At 69.8% G+C, this 16,782-nt stretch carries 18 protein-coding genes and 1 tRNA gene; 9 read left to right on the top strand and 10 right to left on the bottom strand.

Annotated features, from left to right (window positions below; all coding sequences use genetic code 11):
* Nucleotides 1-18 precede the first annotated feature (18 nt).
* Entirely contained in the window at nucleotides 19-1,005 is a 987-nt protein-coding gene (locus KR541_RS01190) for an NAD(P)-dependent oxidoreductase (RefSeq protein WP_280884377.1), read from the bottom strand.
* Between the two features lie 62 nt (nucleotides 1,006-1,067).
* Nucleotides 1,068-1,301 (bottom strand): hypothetical protein, encoded by a 234-nt coding sequence (locus tag KR541_RS01185; RefSeq protein ID WP_012327737.1) that lies wholly within the window; start codon nucleotides 1,299-1,301, stop codon nucleotides 1,068-1,070.
* A 359-nt stretch (nucleotides 1,302-1,660) separates the two neighbouring features.
* Here KR541_RS01185 and KR541_RS01180 point away from each other — a divergent pair, with 359 nt between their 5' ends.
* Genes KR541_RS01180 through KR541_RS01165 form a run of 4 tightly spaced genes read left to right on the top strand, consistent with a single transcriptional unit; the run spans nucleotide 1,661 to nucleotide 5,916 of the window.
* On the top strand, nucleotides 1,661-2,866 hold the full coding sequence (locus KR541_RS01180; RefSeq protein ID WP_050011850.1) for an efflux RND transporter periplasmic adaptor subunit: 1,206 nt from the start codon (nucleotides 1,661-1,663) through the stop codon (nucleotides 2,864-2,866).
* Between the two features lie 3 nt (nucleotides 2,867-2,869).
* Nucleotides 2,870-3,568, top strand: a complete 699-nt coding sequence (locus KR541_RS01175; protein ID WP_050011849.1) for an ABC transporter ATP-binding protein — start codon at nucleotides 2,870-2,872, stop codon at nucleotides 3,566-3,568.
* A gap of 18 nt (nucleotides 3,569-3,586) precedes the next feature.
* Nucleotides 3,587-4,741 carry an ABC transporter permease gene (locus KR541_RS01170; RefSeq protein WP_050011848.1) on the top strand — a complete coding sequence of 385 codons (1,155 nt, stop codon included), beginning with the start codon at nucleotides 3,587-3,589 and terminating at the stop codon, nucleotides 4,739-4,741.
* A gap of 8 nt (nucleotides 4,742-4,749) precedes the next feature.
* Nucleotides 4,750-5,916, top strand: coding sequence for an ABC transporter permease (locus KR541_RS01165; protein WP_050011847.1), 1,167 nt, complete (start codon nucleotides 4,750-4,752; stop codon nucleotides 5,914-5,916).
* Nucleotides 5,917-5,938: 22 nt separating this feature from the next.
* Here the strand turns inward: KR541_RS01165 and KR541_RS01160 are convergent, their stop codons facing one another.
* The 3 genes from KR541_RS01160 to KR541_RS01150 form a co-directional block, all read right to left on the bottom strand.
* The gene (locus tag KR541_RS01160) at nucleotides 5,939-7,270 is read right to left on the bottom strand and encodes a carotenoid oxygenase family protein (RefSeq protein WP_124631745.1); all 1,332 of its coding nucleotides are present in this window, start codon (nucleotides 7,268-7,270) and stop codon (nucleotides 5,939-5,941) included.
* Between the two features lie 15 nt (nucleotides 7,271-7,285).
* Nucleotides 7,286-7,918, bottom strand: coding sequence for a DUF2239 family protein (locus tag KR541_RS01155; RefSeq protein ID WP_124631746.1), 633 nt, complete (start codon nucleotides 7,916-7,918; stop codon nucleotides 7,286-7,288).
* A gap of 124 nt (nucleotides 7,919-8,042) precedes the next feature.
* Nucleotides 8,043-8,774 (bottom strand): glutathione S-transferase family protein, encoded by a 732-nt coding sequence (locus KR541_RS01150; RefSeq protein WP_050011844.1) that lies wholly within the window; start codon nucleotides 8,772-8,774, stop codon nucleotides 8,043-8,045.
* A 40-nt stretch (nucleotides 8,775-8,814) separates the two neighbouring features.
* Here KR541_RS01150 and KR541_RS01145 point away from each other — a divergent pair, with 40 nt between their 5' ends.
* The 4 genes from KR541_RS01145 (at nucleotide 8,815) to KR541_RS01130 (ending at nucleotide 13,261) form a co-directional block, all read left to right on the top strand.
* Nucleotides 8,815-9,789 carry a LysR substrate-binding domain-containing protein gene (locus KR541_RS01145; RefSeq protein WP_204383555.1) on the top strand — a complete coding sequence of 325 codons (975 nt, stop codon included), beginning with the start codon at nucleotides 8,815-8,817 and terminating at the stop codon, nucleotides 9,787-9,789.
* A 211-nt stretch (nucleotides 9,790-10,000) separates the two neighbouring features.
* The gene (locus tag KR541_RS01140; protein WP_050011842.1) at nucleotides 10,001-11,341 is read left to right on the top strand and encodes an MFS transporter; all 1,341 of its coding nucleotides are present in this window, start codon (nucleotides 10,001-10,003) and stop codon (nucleotides 11,339-11,341) included.
* A 62-nt stretch (nucleotides 11,342-11,403) separates the two neighbouring features.
* Nucleotides 11,404-12,807, top strand: coding sequence for an enolase C-terminal domain-like protein (locus KR541_RS01135; RefSeq protein ID WP_216089316.1), 1,404 nt, complete (start codon nucleotides 11,404-11,406; stop codon nucleotides 12,805-12,807).
* Between the two features lie 142 nt (nucleotides 12,808-12,949).
* Nucleotides 12,950-13,261, top strand: a complete 312-nt coding sequence (locus KR541_RS01130) for a hypothetical protein (RefSeq protein ID WP_050011841.1) — start codon at nucleotides 12,950-12,952, stop codon at nucleotides 13,259-13,261.
* 68 nt (nucleotides 13,262-13,329) lie between these two features.
* On the opposite strand, the gene KR541_RS01125 is transcribed toward KR541_RS01130, so the two are convergent.
* The 5 genes from KR541_RS01125 to KR541_RS01105 all read right to left on the bottom strand — a co-directional run bounded on the left by KR541_RS01125 (nucleotide 13,330) and on the right by KR541_RS01105 (nucleotide 15,788).
* Nucleotides 13,330-13,405, bottom strand: a tRNA-Ala gene (locus tag KR541_RS01125).
* 66 nt (nucleotides 13,406-13,471) lie between these two features.
* Complete coding sequence (locus tag KR541_RS01120) at nucleotides 13,472-13,834, bottom strand: c-type cytochrome (RefSeq protein WP_050011840.1); 363 nt, start codon at nucleotides 13,832-13,834, stop codon at nucleotides 13,472-13,474.
* Nucleotides 13,831-14,631 (bottom strand): BON domain-containing protein, encoded by an 801-nt coding sequence (locus tag KR541_RS01115; RefSeq protein WP_050011839.1) that lies wholly within the window; start codon nucleotides 14,629-14,631, stop codon nucleotides 13,831-13,833. Before KR541_RS01115 ends, KR541_RS01120 begins: the two co-directional genes overlap by 4 nt.
* Before the next feature lie 17 nt (nucleotides 14,632-14,648).
* Entirely contained in the window at nucleotides 14,649-15,233 is a 585-nt protein-coding gene (locus KR541_RS01110) for an SIS domain-containing protein (RefSeq protein ID WP_209926131.1), read from the bottom strand.
* 126 nt (nucleotides 15,234-15,359) lie between these two features.
* The gene (locus KR541_RS01105) at nucleotides 15,360-15,788 is read right to left on the bottom strand and encodes a YraN family protein (RefSeq protein WP_176016556.1); all 429 of its coding nucleotides are present in this window, start codon (nucleotides 15,786-15,788) and stop codon (nucleotides 15,360-15,362) included.
* 46 nt (nucleotides 15,789-15,834) lie between these two features.
* Here KR541_RS01105 and rsmI point away from each other — a divergent pair, with 46 nt between their 5' ends.
* Complete coding sequence (gene rsmI, locus KR541_RS01100; RefSeq protein ID WP_050011836.1) at nucleotides 15,835-16,722, top strand: 16S rRNA (cytidine(1402)-2'-O)-methyltransferase; 888 nt, start codon at nucleotides 15,835-15,837, stop codon at nucleotides 16,720-16,722.
* Nucleotides 16,723-16,782: the final 60 nt, after the last annotated feature.

Below are 16,782 nucleotides of genomic sequence, written 5' to 3'. Positions count from 1 at the left end.
CCGCGCTTCTGTCGCGTGTCAGCGGCCCGCGCGGCGCAGCGCGGCCTCGCCGAGCACCGCGAAATCCTGGTCGCCGCCGCCGTGCGCGAGCGCATCGAGCAGGCTGTCGCGCACGACGCTCGCCACCGGCAGCGGCACCGACGTCGCGTCGCCGGCCTCCAGCGCGAGCCGGACGTCCTTCAGCCCGAGCCGCGCCTTGAAGCGCGCGGGCTCGTAGCGCCGCTCGGCGATCATCGCGCCGTAGCCTTCGTAGACGGGCCCCGGAAACACGCTGCTGGTGATCACGTCGAGGAAATCGCGCATCGCGACGCCGTGCGCGCCGAGCAGCGCGGACGCCTCGCCGAGCGTCTCGATCGCCGACGCGAGCGTGAAGTTCGCGGCGATCTTCGCGACGTTCGCATGCTGCGGCAGCGAGCCGAAGCGCCAGGTCTTCTGGCCGATCGCGTCGAACAGCGGCTGCATGCGGTCGATCGCCTCGGCCGGGCCGCCGGCCATGATCGTCAGGCGCGCGGCGGCCGCGACGTCGGGCCGGCCCATCACCGGCGCGGCGACATAGTCGATGCCGCGCGACGCATGTGCGTGCGCGAGCGATTCGGCGAGCGCGACCGACACGGTCGCCATGTTCACGTGGATCAGCCCGCGCGGCGCCTGGGCCAGCAGCGCATCGTCGAACACCGCGCGCGCGGCCGCATCGTCGCCGAGCATCGAGAACACCGCGTCGCCGCGAAACGCGTCGGCCGGCGTGTCGACGATCTGCGCGCCGAATGCCGCGAGCGGCTCGGCCCGCTCGCGCGACCGGTTCCAGACCCGCACCGTGTGGCCCGCCTTCAGCAGGTTCGTCGCGATCGCCTGCCCCATTTCGCCCAGCCCGATAAACCCGAGATCCATGTCTCGCTCCTTCGCTCCGTGAAGCCGCGAGTTAAACACAGATGCCGGCGCGCTGCAGCGCCTGCCGCCGGCCGGGCGCGGTGCGCATTCTGCGCCTGAAAAAACAAAACCCCGCATGCCGGAGCATGCGGGGTTGGCCGACCGATGACCGGCAACGCCGGCCGTGGCGGCGGAACCGCTTAGTTCTGCGTGCCTGCGTCGTTCGTGCCGGCGGCCGATGCGGCTGCAGCCTTCGCCTGGCCCTTCTTCGAGCCGTGGTGCTTCAGCTGGTGCTTCGGCTTGCTGTGATCCTTCTTGGCCGGTGCCGATGCGGCAGCCGACGTGTCGGCTGCCGGCGCGGACGCCTGTGCGAATGCCGAAACCGATGCGAGTGCGAATGCTGCGGCGATGATCGAAGCGAGCGTCTTCTTCATTGTTCTTCCTTTAGCGGAGAAAAAATCAAACGTACCGGTAAGTAAAGATGCGAGGCATTCGCACCGGAGCCCCAGGCCGCGAGGCCGGCTTTCGCCGTTCCGTCGCGACAAAACCTGACGCACTGGTTCCATAACGCACCGCATTCGCGGCAAGTTGACACGTTGCTTGCATCCTCGGGTTTCCCCGGGGGCGGGCGCGTCGGCCGGCGCCAGCGGGCCGGACGGGCCGCCGCCGCACGGCGCCGCAAACCGGCTCGCGCGGCGCCGGAGCGACGCTTATACTGGCGTCCATCCGTCCCTTTCCCCGGAAACCGGATCGCGGCCGGTCGCACGACCGCCGCCGTCTCGAGGCGCTCAAATTGCCCGATCACAATCTGGACAAACTGAAAATCGACCGGCGTCCGATCGCCCCGGCGCCGCGCCGGCGCCGCTGGGCGCGCTATGCGGTCGCCGCCGCGCTCGTCGTCATCGCGATCGTCGCCGGCCTCGCGCTCACCGGCCGGCCGGCCGTCGACACCACGTCCGTCACGTCCGCCTACCCGTACCAGAACGATACGCAGCTCAATGCGACCGGCTACGTCGTGCCGCAGCGCAAGGCCGCGGTCGCGTCGAAGGGCCAGGGGCGCGTCGAGTGGCTCGGCGTGCTCGAAGGCACGCGCGTGAAGCAGGACCAGATCATCGCGCGTCTCGAAAGCAACGACGTGCAAGCGTCGCTCGCCCAGGCGCGTGCGCAGGTGCAGGTGTCCCGTGCGAACCTCGGCGTCGCGCAGGCGGAACTCAAGGATGCGGAGATCGCGCTGCGCCGCACCGCCGCGCTCGCGCCGAAGGGCGCCGTGCCGGCCGCGCAGCTCGACACCGACACGGCGCGCGTGAACAAGGCGCGCGCGACGCTCAACAGCGACCAGGCCGCGATCGTGTCGGCCGAAGCGAACGCGCAGGCCGCGCAGGTGGCGGTCGACCAGACGGTGATCCGCGCGCCGTTCGACGGCATCGTGCTCGCGAAGCATGCGAACGTCGGCGACAACATCACGCCGTTCTCGTCCGCGTCGGACAGCAAGGGCGCGGTCGTGACGATCGCCGACATGGAGACGCTCGAGGTCGAGGCCGACGTCGCCGAATCGAACATCGCGAAGATCCGCGCCGAGCAGCCGTGCGAGATCCAGCTCGACGCGCTGCCCGACATGCGCTTCGCGGGCCGCGTGTCGCGCATCGTGCCGACCGTCGACCGCTCGAAGGCCACCGTACTCGTGAAGGTGCGCTTCGTCGACCGCGACGAGCGCGTGCTGCCCGACATGAGCGCGAAGATCGCGTTCCTGTCGAAGCCGGCGACCGCGCAGGACCGGCAGCCGGTGACGGCCGTGCAGGCGAGTGCCGTGGTCGAGCGCGACGGCCGGCCGGTCGTGTTCGTCGTGAAGGACGACGCCGTGCATGCGGTGGCCGTGACGAAGGGCGCGCGGATCGGCGAGCTGGTCGCCGTGCGCGGCGTGAAACCCGGCGACACGGTCGTGCTCGCGCCGGGCGCGAAACTGAAGGACGGCGCGAAAGTGACCGTCGCGAAGAAGTAGCGCGTGAACGACGCCCGGCCACCCCTCGTCGAGCTCAGCCACGTCGCGAAGTCGTACCGGCGCGGCAACCAGATCGTGCCCGTGCTGACCGACATCACGCTCGACATCGGCGAAGGCGACTTCGTCGCGCTGATGGGGCCGTCGGGCTCCGGCAAGAGCACGCTGCTGAACCTCGTGGCCGGCATCGACCGGCCCGACAGCGGCGAGCTGCGCGTCGGCGGCCTCGACATCTCGCAACTCGCCGAGGCGCAACTGGCCGAATGGCGCGCGGCGAACGTCGGCTTCATCTTCCAGTTCTACAACCTGATGCCCGTGCTCACCGCGTTCGAGAACGTCGAGCTGCCGCTGATGCTCACGCACCTGTCGCGCCGCGAGCGGCGCGAACGCGTCGAGCTCGTGCTCGACATGGTGAATCTCGGCGATCGCACGAGCCATTATCCGTCGGAGCTGTCGGGCGGCCAGCAGCAGCGCGTCGCGATCGCGCGCGCGCTGATCACCGATCCGGTGCTGATCGTCGCCGACGAGCCGACCGGCGACCTCGACCGCGCATCGGCCACCGACGTGCTCGCGATGCTGCAGCGGATGAACGCCGAGCTCGGCAAGACGATCATCATGGTCACGCACGACGCGCACGCGGCCGGCGCCGCGCGCTCGCTCGTCCATCTGGAAAAAGGGGAGCTGATCGATGGGCACGCGGCCTGATCGACGCGAGCGCGCGCGATGTACGTGCTGAAGCTGATCGCGCGCAACGCGCTGCGGCACCGGCTGCGCACGCTGCTGACCGTGCTCGGGCTCACGATCGCCGTGCTCGCGTTCGGGCTGCTGCACACCGTCGTCGACGCATGGTATGCGGGCGCGGCCGCCGCGTCCAGCGGCCGGCTCGTCACGCGCAACGCGATCTCGCTGGTGTTTCCGCTGCCGGTGAGCTACGAGAACCGGATCCGCGGCGTCGACGGCGTGACGGCCGTGGTCCGCTCGAACTGGTTCGGCGGCATCTACCGCGACCCGAAGAACTTCTTCGCGAGCTTCGCGGTGTCGGAGAACTATCTCGACCTGTATCCGGAATTCATCCTGCCGGCGCAGCAGCGCGCCGACTACGATCGCGACCGCCGCGGCTGCCTCGTCGGCCGCCAGCTCGCGACGCAGTTCGGCTTCAAGGTCGGCGACGTGATTCCGCTGAAAGGCACGATCTATCCGGGCACGTGGGACTTCGTCGTGCGCGGGATTCTCGACGGCCGCGACGACTCGACGATCACGCGTCAACTGGTGTTCCACTGGGATTACCTGAACGAGACGGTGCGCAAGCGCACGCCGAAGCAGGCCGACCAGGTCGGCGTGTTCGTGCTCGGCGTCGCGAACCCCGACGACGGCGCGTCGATCGCGCGCAACGTCGACGCGGTGTTCAAGAACTCGCTCGCCGAAACGCTGACCGAGACCGAGCAGGCGTTCCAGCTCGGCTTCGTCGCGATGTCGAACCAGATCATCGCGGCGATCCGCCTCGTGTCGTACGTGGTGATCCTGATCATCATGGCCGTGATGGCCAACGCGATGGCGATGAGCGCGCGCGAGCGCACGGCCGAATACGCGACGCTGAAGGCGCTCGGCTTCGGCCCCGGGTTCCTCGCGCTGATCGTGTTCGGCGAATCGGTCGTGATCGCGGTGGTCGGCGGCGGGCTCGGGATGCTCGCGACGCCGCCCGCCGCGAACCTGTTCAAGCAGGCGGCGGGCGGCATTTTCCCGGTATTCAAGGTGTCGACCGAGACGGTCGTGCTGCAGGCCGCGTGCTCGGTCGCGGTCGGCTTCGCTGCGGCAATCGTGCCGGCTTGGCAGGCGGCGCGCGTGCGCGTGGTCGAAGGCCTGCGGGCGATCGGATAGAGACGCGCATGGCGATCCCGCTCACCTACATCGCACGCAACCTGTGGACCCGGCGGCTCACCACCGCGTTGACCGCCGGTGGCATGGCGCTCGTGATCTTCGTGTTCGCGACGGTGCAGATGCTCGATGCGGGGCTCACGAAGACACTCGTATCGACCGGCGAACCCGACAACGCGGTGGTGATCCGCAAGGGCGCCGAGACCGAGATCCAGAGTTCGATCGACCATCAGCAGGCCAATGCGCTCGAGATGCATCCGGCCGTCGCGCTCGGCCCCGACGGCCGGCCGCTCGTGTCGAAGGAGGCCGTGGTGCTGATCTCGCTCGTGAAGACGTCGACCGGCAAGCCGTCGAACGTCGTGATCCGCGGCGTGTCGCCGGCGGGCCTCGCGCTGCGGCCGCACGTGACGCTCGTGGCCGGCCGCCCGTTCGCGCCGGGCTCGTCGGAGATCGTCGTCGGCAGCGCGATCGCGAAAGGCTTCAGCGGCACGCAGCTCGGCGATCGCCTGCACTTCGCGCAGCGCGACTGGACCATCGTCGGCATCTTGGACGCGGGCGGCAGCGGCTTCGATTCGGAGATCTGGGGCGACGTCGACCAGCTGATGCAGTCGTTCCGGCGCACCAGCTATTCGTCGATGGTGCTGCGCATCCCGAGCGCCGACGGCTTCGCGCGCTTCAAGGCCGACATCGACGTCGATCCGCGCCTGACCGACGAGGCGAAGCGCGAGCAGACCTTCTACGGCGACCAGTCGAAGGCGCTGTCGACGTTCATCAACATCCTCGGCATCACGCTGTCGACGATCTTCTCGATCGCCGCGATGATCGGCGCGATGATCACGATGTATGCGTCGGTCGCGAACCGCGTGGCCGAGATCGGCACGCTGCGCGCGCTCGGCTTCAAGCGCACCAACGTGCTCGCCGCGTTCCTGCTGGAGGCGTTGCTGCTCGGCTTCGTCGGCGGCGTCGCGGGGCTCGCGTGCGCGTCGCTGATGCAGTTCGCGTCGTTCTCGACGACCAATTTCCAGACCTTCTCGGACCTGTCGTTCCGCTTCGTGCTGACGCCCGCGATCGTCGTGAAGACGCTCGTGTTCTCGCTCGTGATGGGGCTCGTCGGCGGGTTCCTGCCGGCGATGCGCGCCGCACGACTGAAGATCGTCGACGCGCTGCGCGCGCAGTGACGCGCGCCGCCGACGCGCACGTTCAACGTTCGCGCGGCACCCACGCGCCGTGGAACCCGGCCGGCACGCGGCGCGGCAGGTGCACGGTCGCGACCGGCCCCGCGTCGATCGCGCGCGCATCGAGGATCACGACGTCGCTCGTGTCCGTCGCCGCGCGGTAGACCATCACCAGCAGCCAGCCGTCGTCCTCGTCCGCGCCGCCCGGGCGCGGCACGAACACCGGCTCGCCGTTCTGGTCGCCGGCCGGCACCGCGTAGTGCGTGGTCGTGCCGCGCGCGTGGTCGAAGCGCATCACGCCGCGCATTTCCGCGTTATTCGGCTGCTCGACCGCATATAGATAGCGGTAGCCGCGCCCGGTCCGGCTTTCGTTGATGCGCGGCAGCTCGATGCCGCCGTCGGCGAGCGGCCCTTCGTCGATCAGCCCGTTCGCCGTATCGATCACGTAGCGCCACAGCTCGCCGACCGGGTTGTCGGCGAAGCGGCCCGTGCCCGCGTCGAGCCGCAGGAACGACGGATAGCGCACCGCGTCGAGCACGATGCACGACGCGTCGCAGTCGTACGCGTTCACGACGTGCTGGATGAAGCACGGCTCGACGCCGAACCAGCGCACGTCGCCGCCGTGGCGCGGCAGCACGCCGATGCGCGCGGGCCGGTCGTCGTGCCAGCGCAGCGGCATCCGGTGGCCCTGCTTCAGCAGCGAGAAGTCGTAGCCGACGTTCAGGTCGAGCAGCAGGCTGCGGGTTTCGGTGATCGCGAGGTCGTGCATCATCGACGGCGCGCCCAGCTCGATCTCGAAATCGACGCGCGGCACGCCGAGCGCATCCGCGACGCCGTAGCGCAGCCACGGTGCGCGCCAGTCCGCGCGAAACAGGATCAGCTCGCCGGTTACCGGATCGACCTTCGGATGCGCGGTCATCGCGCCGTCGAAGCCCGCGTGCCGCGTCGGCACGCCGAACGAATCGAGCGCGGCGGTGATCGCGAGCGGCACGCCGCCCTCGGCCAGCGCGAGCAATTCGCCCGCATGCTGCAGCACGCTCACGTTCGGATTGGTGTCGGGCAGATGCGGCGCCTGCCCCGGTGCATGGACGGCGGCCCAGCGCCGCGTGCGCGCCCAGCGGTTCCGGTAGCCGGCCGCGCGGCCGTCGTCGAACGCGATCGCATGCAGCATCGCGGCCTCCGGCCACCACGACAGCATGTCGTTGCCGTCGAAGCGGCCGCCCGGCGGGTTCGGGCCGTTGCGCAGCAACGTGCCGTCGAGTTCGCGCGGAATGGCGCCCGTCACACGCAGGTCGACGACGTCGACTTCGTCGGCGACCGGCGCGATCGCGCCGCGGTTCAGGTCGAATACGGTCATCGCGTCGGCGCTCCGTCAGCAGTCGTCGGCGGCCGGCGGCAGATCGCCGCGCGCCAGTGCGAGCGCATGGTCGCGCACGTCGTGGGGCCAGCCGGCGATCAGTTCGGCCAGCCGCGCCGGATCGTTCGCATACAGCGCCCGCGCGGCTTCCTCGAAACCGGGCAGGTCGCCCGCCATCGCCGACATGAAGTGGTATGCGCGCGCCTGCGCGTCGCGCTGCCGGTCGGCCGCCGCATGCGTGCGTCGCGCGTCCTCGACGAGCTTGCGCAGCGCGACCGACGCACCGCCCGGCTGCGCGCCGAGCCATTCCCAGTGGCGCGGCAGCAGCGTGACCTCGCGCGACACCACGCCAAGCTTCGGCCGGCCGCGGCCGCGCTGTTCGCCTGCGACCGCGCCTGCCGGCTCGCCGGCGCTGCCCGCTGCGTCGCCCGACGGCGCCGCATAGCGCGCCCGGATGTCGTCCGCCGTGCCGCGCAGGTCGAGGTCGATCGAGCGGCCGGTCGCGTCGTCGAAGATCAGGATCGTGCCGGGCGTCGCGTCGCCGGCCGCCTGCCGGACCGCGAGCGCGACCGTCGCAAGCGGGCCCGACGCGAGCCGCCGATGGCCGTCGAAGGCCGTGTACGAAGGAAGAAGCGTGGAAGAGGTCATCGTGGTCGCCCGGGGGCTGGAATCGTAATGACGCTATTTTCATCCGGGTATTAATTGGATGTCAATATTATCCGGGTAAAAAAATCGTCGCCACCGAATCCTGCCTGGCGACCGGCGCGGCCGATCAGGTCGCCCGTGCCCGCGCCACGATCCCGCGCGCGCTGGCCAGCGCGTCGTCGAGCGACACATGCCCTTCGAACGCCGACGACGCCGGCGGCGGCAGGTTCTCCTCGATCGCGTGCGCGAACCGCACGCCGGCATCGTCGGCGAGCCGCGCGCGCAGCGCGGCGACGCGCGGGAACGCATCGCGCTCGAACACCGCGTGATAGTCGGCCCAGCGCGCGATTCCCGTGAAGTACGCGTCGGCCAGCGTGCGCCGCGCGCCCAGCAGCCACGGGCCTTCGCCGCGTTCGAGCAGCGCTTCGAGCTGCCGGTGCGCCTTCAGCACCTTGCCGCGGCCGTACGCCTGCAGCGCCGCCTTCTCCGCGCCTTCGGTGTCGTGTTCGTACACGTACCAGAGCGCACCGAATGCACTGAAGAACGTCGTGTTCAGCCATGCCAGCATCCGGTTCAGCCGGTCGAAATCCGCGCTGCCCTGGCGAAACGCGAGGCCGCTGTCGAGCGCCTGCGCGCCGATATGGCCGAGGATCGCGATGCTTTCGGTCAGCACGTCGCCGGCCGCGGTGACGAACGCCGGCGTCTCGGCGACGGGGTTCAGCGCGACGAACGCGTCGCTCGTCACAGTGCCCGGCATCGTGATGCGCGACAGCCGGTACGGGCGGCCGGTCCATTCGAGCGCGACGATCGAGCCGAACGAGCAGCCGGCGGGAATACCGTAGAGAAGGATCGGAGACATCGGGGAATTCCGCGGAAGTTGAACGAGCAGTCATGCTCCCATGGCGAACGATGGCGCAGTAGTCGCTAAAATCGAAACCCGTCGTTTCTCCATATGGACGCCGGAAGTGAATCTGAACGATCTCTACCTGTTCGTGCAGGCGGTCGACGCAGGCAGCATGTCGGCGGCCGCGCGCCGGCTCGACCTGCCGAAATCGACGGTCAGCAAGCGCGTGGCCGAGCTCGAGCGCACGCTCGGCGCGCGGCTCGTGCATCGCACGTCGCGCAGCTTCCGGCTCACGCCGGTCGGCGCCGAATTCTTCGAGCATGCGCGCGCCGCCGTGATCGAGGCCGACAGCGCGCGCGACGCGGTGCTGCGGCAGGCCGCCGAGCCGGCCGGCGTCGTGCGGATCACGAGCTCGGTGCCGGTCGCGCAGCACATCCTCGCGCCGTGCCTGCCGGCGCTGGCGATCGCGCATCCGAAGCTGCTGCTGCAGATCCATGCGAGCGACCGCCTCGTCGACATCGCGCAGGAAGGCTTCGACATCGCGGTGCGCAGCCATTTCGCACCGTTGCCCGATTCCGCGCTCGTGCAACGGCCGCTCGCGGCGTCGCCGATCGTCGTCGTCGCGGCGCCAGCCTATCTCGCGCGGGCCGGTACGCCCGACATGCCGGCCGACCTCGCGCAGCACGACGGGCTTCACCCGGGCCCGCAGCCATGGCGGCTGCAGCGCGGCGGCGATGCCGTCGACGTGACGCCGCGCCTGCGGCTGCAGGCCGACGAATCGACATTGCTCTTGCAGGCGGCAACGGCCGGTCTCGGCCTCGCGTGCCTGCCCGACTGGATCGCCGGCGCCGCGCTCGCATCCGGCGCGCTCGTGCGCGTGCTGCCCGGCTGGCGCGCGGGCACCGTCACGACGACGCTGCTGATGCCGCATCGGCGCGGCCAGTTGCCCGGCGTGCGCGCCGCCGTCGAGTTTCTGGCGCAGCACGTGGCGCGCCATCACGGCGCCGGCGCGGACCACGCACGCGCATGACCGCCCACTTCATTCGATCGATTCAAATGCTGAATCGATCAAGTCAGCAATTGGCATGAAAGCGCAAATATCGACATGACAGAATGGCCCGGACGCTCTGCCTGCCTCGGCGTCCGGTGCCCGGCCTCCGCCGGCGGCATCACTACATTACGCGCGCACCCGACGCGCGTGCCGCTCGACGGCGCCTTCCGCCCTTCGGAGGAGACAAGTCATGAATCCGCTTCACGCATTGCCGGCGTCCGCGTCGGCAACGGCCCGGCGCACCCGCGTGCGCTGGCTGGTGCTGGCCGTGCTGTTCGCGGTCACGACGATCAACTACGCGGATCGCGCGGCAATCGCGATCGCGGGCCCCGCGCTGGCCCGCTCGCTGCACCTGAGCCACGTGCAGATGGGCTTCATCTTTTCCGCGTTCGGCTGGTCGTACGTGATCGCGCAATTGCCGGGCGGCTGGCTGCTCGACCGTTACGGATCCCGCATCGTCTACGCGTTCAGCATCTTCTTCTGGTCGCTGTTCACGCTGCTGCAGGGCGGGATCGGCTTCTTCGGCGGCGCGGCCGCGTTCGCGCTGCTGTTCGGGCTGCGCTTCCTGGTCGGTGCGGCCGAGGCGCCGTCGTTCCCGGCCAACAGCCGGATCGTGTCCGCGTGGTTCCCGGCCGCCGAGCGCGGCACCGCATCGGCGATCTTCAACGCCGCGCAGTACGCGGCGACCGTCGTGTTCGCGCCGCTGATGGGCTGGCTCGTGCACGCGTTCGGCTGGCAGTCGGTGTTCGCGGTGATGGGCGTGCTCGGCTTCGCGTTCGTGCTGGTGTGGAACCGCACGATGTACGACCCGAAGGCGCACCCGACCATCAACCGCGCGGAACTCGACTACCTCGCCGAAGGCGGCGCGCTCGTCAACATCGACCAGGCGACGGGCGCACGCGAAGGCGGCCCGTCGATGCGTCACGTGAAGGCGCTGCTGAGAAACCGGATGCTGGTCGGCGTGTACGTCGCGCAGTACTGCATCAACGCGCTCACCTACTTCTTCATCACGTGGTTTCCCGTCTATCTGGTGCAGGCGCGCGGGATGTCGATCCTCAACGCGGGGCTCGTCGCGTCGATCCCGGCCGTGTGCGGGTTCCTCGGCGGGATTCTCGGCGGCGTCGTGTCCGATGCGCTGCTCAAGCAGGGCCGGTCGCTGTCGGTCGCGCGCAAGGTGCCGATCGTGTTCGGCATGCTGCTGTCGATGTCGATGATCGTCTGCAACTACACCGATTCGCATGTGCTCGTCGTGCTGTTCATGGCGCTGTCGTTCTTCGGCAAGGGGCTCGGCGCGCTCGGCTGGGCCGTCAACGCCGACACCGCGCCGCGCCAGATCGCCGGCCTGAGCGGCGCGCTGCTCAACACGTGCGGCAACCTTTCCAGCATCACGACGCCGATCGCGATCGGCTATATCGTCGACCGCAGCGGCTCGTTCAACGGCGCGCTCGTCTATGTCGTCGCGCATGCGCTCGTCGCCGTGATCTGCTACCTGTTCGTCGTCGGCGAGATCCGCCGCGTCGAGCTTCAATGAACGGCGCGGGCTGCGCCGGCGCGTCCGGCGGCCCGCGCGCCAACGGAACCAGGAGCGAACCGATGTCCGAACCCAGCCGTGCCGGCACCCCGCGCGTCACGCGCATGCAGGTGATTCCCGTCGCCGGGCGCGACAGCATGCTGCTCAACCTGTGCGGCGCGCACTCGCCGTACTTCACGCGCAACCTCGTGATCCTCGACGACAGCAGCGGACACACGGGCGTCGGCGAAGTACCGGGCGGCGAAGGGATCCGCCACGCGCTCGAGCGCATGACGGATCGCGTGGTCGGCCAGTCGATCGGACGCTACCAGGCGACGCTCAATGCGGTGCGCGCGGCGCTGTCCGGTGGGGGCGCGGGTGCCGGTGCCGGCCGCACGATCCGCCACGAAGTGACGTCGGCCGGCGAGGCGGCGGTGCTGCGGCAGCCGCACGAGATCAACCTGCGGCTCGACAACGTGATCACCGCGATCGAAGCCGCGCTGCTCGACCTGCTCGGCCAGCACCTCGACGTGCCGGTCGCGGCGCTGCTCGGCGAAGGCCAGCAGCGCGACGCGGTGCCGATGCTCGCGTATTTGTTCTACATCGGCGACCGGCGCCGCACCGATCTGCCGTATCGCGACGAGGCCCATGCATCGAACGCCTGGTTCCGGTTGCGCAACGAGGCAGCGCTGACGCCGGCCGCGATCGCGCGGCAGGCCGAAGCCGCGGTCGAGCGCTACGGTTTCGCCGATTTCAAGCTGAAGGGCGGCGTGATGGCCGGCGCCGACGAGATGGAAGCGATCGCGGCAATTAAGGCGCGCTTTCCCGACGCGCGCACGACGCTCGACCCGAACGGCGCGTGGTCGCTCGACGAGGCCGTCGCGCTGTGCCGCGGGCAAGGCCACCTGCTCGCGTACGCGGAAGATCCGTGCGGGCCGGAAGGCGGCTATTCGGGCCGCGAGGTGATGGCCGAATTCCGCCGCGCGACGGGGATCCCGACCGCGACCAACATGATCGCGACCGACTGGCGGCAGATGGATCACGCGGTGCGGCTGCAGGCGGTCGACATCCCGCTCGCCGATCCGCATTTCTGGACGATGCAGGGCTCGGTGCGGCTCGCGCAGCTGTGCCGCGACTGGGGGCTCACGTGGGGCTCGCACTCGAACAACCATTTCGACGTGTCGCTCGCGATGTTCACGCATGCGGCGGCGGCCGCGCCCGGCACGATCACCGCGATCGACACGCACTGGATCTGGCAGGAAGGCGACGCGCGGCTCACGCGCGAACCGCTCGCGATCGTCGGCGGCCAGGTGGCCGTGCCAGAGCGGCCGGGGCTGGGGATCGAGCTGGATATGGCGCAGGTCGAGGCCGCGCATGCGTTGTACAACGCGGTGGGCGGTACGGCGCGCGACGATGCGGTGGCGATGCGTTATCTGGTGCCGGGGTGGACGTACGATCCGAAGCGGCCGAGTTTGGGGCGGGTTTAGGGGTAGTTTAGGGCGGGATGACGGGGTGGCAGGCGGTGGCGGTTGCCAAACATGGAAAACGGTCGCATCCTGCCGACTGCCTTGATCGGCCCGTGCGGCGGACGGTCGAGGGCCCCCGTCCATCCGCAACAGAACGCGCTCCATGACGTCATCCGATCCGACACCGCGACAGATCATCGTTTTCGTGCTGTATTCGGTGCTGTGCCTGCCCGCGAGCATCACCGTCGCCGGGTATGCCGCGACCCGGATCACGCAGAACGTATCGAATTTCGAAGGCGGGGCGGGCTATGCGGCGCTGTGGTGGATCGTCATTCTGACCTGCGTGTTCTGCGGGCTGTCGATCGTCGTCTGCGCGCTGCTGCGGAAGAGGACCGCCGTGCTCGCGGTCATGACGGTGGGGTTCGCGGTGTTGTCGGTGCCGACGTTCAGGTTGATCCACGAACTGGCGACTTAGCGCGCCGACCACGGTCCTGCGGGAAAACAAAAAGGCCCGATCTCGCGATCGGGCCTTTCAAATTCCGTTGGTGGAGCGGAGGAGGATCGAACTCCCGACCTTCGCATTGCGAACGCGACGCTCTCCCAGCTGAGCTACCGCCCCAACAGTCGACCATCATACACACGCATTTCCGCGCTTGGCAATAGGGGTTACGTCACCCGCAGCGCATTACTTTGACGGCGCGCCGGCCAGCACCCATTCGACCACCGACCGGACGTCGGCGTCGCTCATGCGCGGATGCGCGGGCATCGGAATCGCGCCCCAGACGCCCGAGCCGCCGTCCTTCACCTTCTTCGACAGCTTCGCGACGGCCTGCGGATCGGACTTGTAGCGCGCGGCGATATCCTTGAACGACGGGCCGACGAGCTTGCGGTCGACCGCGTGGCAGCCCATGCACGCGTTGCTGCGCGCAACCTTCAGGCCGTCGCCGACGTCCGCGTGCGCGGCGCCCAGCGTGCCGGCCACGAGCGCCGCGGCCGCGGCGCCCTGCACCATCCATCGTTTGATCTGCGTCATCTGCCTGCCCGTCATTGCGCCTTCGCCTTCGGATTGCCCGGATGCACGCTCGACGAATTCGAGATCGGCGCGGGCGGCTGCAGCGGCGCGGACTGCACCGACGCGTCGGGCACCGCGCCCACCGTCGCGCTGTCCGCCGGGGCGGCAGCCGCCTGCGCGCCGGATGCGCCGCTCGCGGGCGACGCGTCCTGCAGCGCCTGCGCGTCCTGCGGCTTCACGTACTGGAATACCTTCACGACCTTCTCGACGCCCGGCACCTGGCTCGCGGCTTCGGCGCCGCGATTGCCTTCATCGACCGTGACGAGCCCCATCAGATAAAGATTGCCGCGCTCGCTGACGACCTTGTAGTAGTTCGCCGAGATGCCCTTCGTCGCGATCAGCTCCGATTTCACGCGCCCTTCGAGGTACGAGTCGTTCGCGCGCGACGACAGCGACGACGCCGGCCCGACCGACAGCTCGTTGACGATGCCGTTCACGTTGTTGATGCCGCGCACGATTTCCTCGGCGCGCTGCTTCGACGCATCGTTCGGCACTTCGCCCGTCAGCAGCACGCGGCGGTTGAACACCGTCACGTTCACGTGCGACTGGTCGGGCAGCCCGTTGTTGATCTGCGTGAGCGACTTGACCTGGATCTCGCGATCCTCCGTCTGCGCGCCGAGCGTGCGGCGATCGGTCGCGATCAGCGCGCCGCCGCCGGCCGCTGCGCCCACGACCCCGAGCACACAACCCTGCAGCGACACGGCGAGGCCCGCCGTCAGCGCGGCGAGCAGCGTGGTTCTGACGAGCGTCTGTTTGACGCGGCTTTGATTCATCGACGGCTCTCCTTCGTTCAATCCTCACCCAGCAGCATCGCGTCGATGCCGTCGCACAGGCAGTGGATGGTCAGCAGATGGACTTCGTGGATGCGCGCCGCGCGAACGGCGGGCACGCTGATCGGAATATCGGTATCGGACAGCGCGGCCGCGACCGTCTGGTCGTTGCCGCCCGTCAACGCGACGACGGTCATCTCGCGCTCGTGCGCCTCGTCGATCGCCGCGAGCACGCGCGGCGAAGCGCCGAGCGCGTCGAGCACCAGCAGGATGTCGCCCGTCTGGCCCAGCACGCGCACCTGCTGCGCGAACAACTGCTCGGCCGCCGCCGCGCCCGCGAGGCCGGCCTGCGATGCGTCGGTGGCCAGCGCGATCGCGGGCAGGCCCGGACGCTCGCGCTCGAAACCGCCGACGAGCGACGCGGCGAGGTACTGCGCGGCGGCGGCCGACGGGCCGTCACCGCACGCGACGATCTTGTTGCCGTTCGCCAGTGCGGCGAACATCGCATCGACCGCGGCTGCGATCGGCAGCGACAGCGCGTCGGCCGCTTCGGCGTGAAGCGCGGCGCTGTCGCGGAATTGTTGCTGAATACGTTCGACTGACATCGATTCCTGGTGAACTGGGCGCGCGGCACAACTCGCGCGACATCGTGGGTGCGGCGAGTTTACCGTACTCCGGCGCCCTCTCCGGCGGTCCGGCAAGAACTCTTTACATCTCGTCACAGCTCGCGGCTATGCATCGTCGGTACGAAATGCGTCGCGCAGCCACGCAAGCCGTCCGGCCTCGAACGCGACGACGTCGAAACGGCACGCGGCGCCGGCGCCGTGCCGCGACCAGAACTGCAACGCCGCCGCGACCAGACGCCGCCGCTTGCGCCAGCCGACGCTCGCGGCCGCGCCGCCGTGCCGGGTGCTGCGCCGCGCGCGCACTTCGACGAATACGAGCATGCCGTCTGGCTCGCGCATCACGAGATCGAGCTCGCCGCCGCGCATCGTCACGTTCGCGGCAACGAACCCGAGGCCACGACGCTCGAGAAACTGCCGCGCGCGCTGCTCGAACGCCGCGCCGACCGGTTTGGATCGCGCCGCGCCGGAAAAGTTGTCGCCCGAACGCGGCCGATCGCTGGCGCCCTCCGGCCGCGCCGGCGCCGCGTGGCACAATGCCGTCCTTGTTCCGCTCGTGCCGCGATTGCGTGCATTGCCTGCCATGACTGCCCTCCTCGAACTCGCGCATACGCAGCACTACCCGGACGCCGCGCTCTACGTGGTCGCCACGCCGATCGGCAATACGGCCGACATCACGCTGCGCGCGCTGCACGTGCTCGGCCTCGCCGACCGCATCGCGGCCGAAGACACCCGCAATACGGGCCAGCTGCTCGCCCGCTACGGGATCTCGAAACCGCTCGTCGCCGTGCACGAGCACAACGAACGCGAAGCCGCGCAGCGCGTGATCGAACTGCTGCGTGGCGGCGAACGCGTGGCCTACGTGTCGGACGCCGGCACGCCGGGCATCTCGGACCCCGGCGCGCGGCTCGTCGACGCCGTGCGCGCGGCCGGCTTCCCGGTGGTTCCGCTGCCGGGCCCAAGCGCGGCCGTGACCGCGCTGAGCGTGGCCGGCGACTGGGCCGGCGCGTTCACGTTCGCGGGCTTCCTGCCGCCGAAGGCGAAACAGCGCGCGACCGCGCTGCAGGCGCTGGCGTCGCACCCGTACGCGCTGGTGTTCTACGAAGCGCCGCACCGGATCGCCGAAACCGTCGACGCGCTCGCCGACGCGTTCGGCCCCGCGCGCCGGCTGCTGATCGCGCGCGAGCTCACCAAGCTACACGAGCAACTGTTTCAGGGCACCCTGGCCGAAGGACAGAGCTGGCTCGCCGGCGATGCGAACCGGCAGCGCGGCGAGTTCGTGCTGGTCGTCGAAGGCGCGCCGGCGGCAAGCGGCGAAGCCGACGACACCGCGCACGACGCGCTGCTCAAGCTGCTGCTGGAAGAGGTGCCGGTGAAGAGCGCGGCCAAGCTCGCGGCCGCGCTGACAGGCGCATCGCGCAACACGCTGTATGCGCGTGCGCTCGTGCTGAAGGAAGGCGACGAAGGCTGACGCGCGACGCCGCCGCGCGGAAACACAAAGGGCTGCCGGAAGGCAGCCCTTTGCGCAGGA

The organism is Burkholderia sola (assembly GCF_905400185.1).
Taxonomy (GTDB): domain Bacteria; phylum Pseudomonadota; class Gammaproteobacteria; order Burkholderiales; family Burkholderiaceae; genus Burkholderia; species Burkholderia sola.
The sequence above is the reverse complement of the archived record's forward strand: the minus strand, read 5'-3'. Positions and strand labels throughout refer to the sequence as shown.

What these genes read in the sequence shown, in the direction of transcription:
- KR541_RS01135 (WP_216089316.1), top strand. Translation starts at nt 11,404, where the DNA reads ATGTCCGAACCCAGCCGTGCCGGCACCCCGCGCGTCACGCGCATGCAG.
- KR541_RS01150 (WP_050011844.1), bottom strand. Translation starts at nt 8,774, where the DNA reads ATGTCTCCGATCCTTCTCTACGGTATTCCCGCCGGCTGCTCGTTCGGC.
- KR541_RS01190 (WP_280884377.1), bottom strand. Translation starts at nt 1,005, where the DNA reads ATGCGGGGTTTTGTTTTTTCAGGCGCAGAATGCGCACCGCGCCCGGCC.
- KR541_RS01165 (WP_050011847.1), top strand. Translation starts at nt 4,750, where the DNA reads ATGGCGATCCCGCTCACCTACATCGCACGCAACCTGTGGACCCGGCGG.
- KR541_RS01115 (WP_050011839.1), bottom strand. Translation starts at nt 14,631, where the DNA reads ATGAATCAAAGCCGCGTCAAACAGACGCTCGTCAGAACCACGCTGCTC.
- KR541_RS01155 (WP_124631746.1), bottom strand. Translation starts at nt 7,918, where the DNA reads ATGACCTCTTCCACGCTTCTTCCTTCGTACACGGCCTTCGACGGCCAT.
- KR541_RS01110 (WP_209926131.1), bottom strand. Translation starts at nt 15,233, where the DNA reads ATGTCAGTCGAACGTATTCAGCAACAATTCCGCGACAGCGCCGCGCTT.
- rsmI (WP_050011836.1), top strand. Translation starts at nt 15,835, where the DNA reads ATGACTGCCCTCCTCGAACTCGCGCATACGCAGCACTACCCGGACGCC.
- KR541_RS01140 (WP_050011842.1), top strand. Translation starts at nt 10,001, where the DNA reads ATGAATCCGCTTCACGCATTGCCGGCGTCCGCGTCGGCAACGGCCCGG.
- KR541_RS01160 (WP_124631745.1), bottom strand. Translation starts at nt 7,270, where the DNA reads ATGACCGTATTCGACCTGAACCGCGGCGCGATCGCGCCGGTCGCCGAC.
- KR541_RS01170 (WP_050011848.1), top strand. Translation starts at nt 3,587, where the DNA reads ATGTACGTGCTGAAGCTGATCGCGCGCAACGCGCTGCGGCACCGGCTG.
- KR541_RS01130 (WP_050011841.1), top strand. Translation starts at nt 12,950, where the DNA reads ATGACGTCATCCGATCCGACACCGCGACAGATCATCGTTTTCGTGCTG.
- KR541_RS01185 (WP_012327737.1), bottom strand. Translation starts at nt 1,301, where the DNA reads ATGAAGAAGACGCTCGCTTCGATCATCGCCGCAGCATTCGCACTCGCA.
- KR541_RS01120 (WP_050011840.1), bottom strand. Translation starts at nt 13,834, where the DNA reads ATGACGGGCAGGCAGATGACGCAGATCAAACGATGGATGGTGCAGGGC.
- KR541_RS01145 (WP_204383555.1), top strand. Translation starts at nt 8,815, where the DNA reads ATGGCGAACGATGGCGCAGTAGTCGCTAAAATCGAAACCCGTCGTTTC.